Raw genomic sequence first — 385 nt, forward strand, 5'->3', positions numbered from 1 at the left:
CCCTATCTGGCAGGGTAGATGTCACTGTTAAAATTTAACCAGTTTGGGCGATAAAGAGTAATTGTGTCTCGTATCTCAGTAGAAAGAAAAGAAGCTATATTGAAGAAGCTATTACCTCCCTATTCAATGTCAGTTAAAGAAGTGTCGGAAGAGGAAGGAATTAGCACTGCGACCCTGTATCATTGGCGCCAGCAACTCAGACGTTCAGGAGCCGCCGTGCCAAATAGCAACACTTCATCAGAGCAGTGGTCAGCTCAAACTAAACTTGCCATTGTCGCTGAAACCTACTCAATGACAGAAAGTGAACTCAGCCAATATTGTCGTGAAAAAGGTCTTTTTCCAGAGCAAATCCAAAGCTGGCGCAGCGAATGTATGCAAGGGTTTA

1 protein-coding gene is annotated in these 385 nt (G+C 43.9%); it reads left to right on the plus strand.

The window, feature by feature from the left end; genetic code table 11:
- Positions 1-63: 63 nt before the first annotated feature.
- On the plus strand, positions 64-385 hold a 322-nt coding region (locus AB4623_RS18240; protein ID WP_372147110.1), incomplete at its 3' end, for a transposase.

The sequence above is a fragment of the Vibrio sp. 10N.222.52.C12 genome, assembly GCF_041474215.1.
GTDB classification, from domain to species: Bacteria; Pseudomonadota; Gammaproteobacteria; order Enterobacterales; family Vibrionaceae; genus Vibrio; species Vibrio crassostreae_C.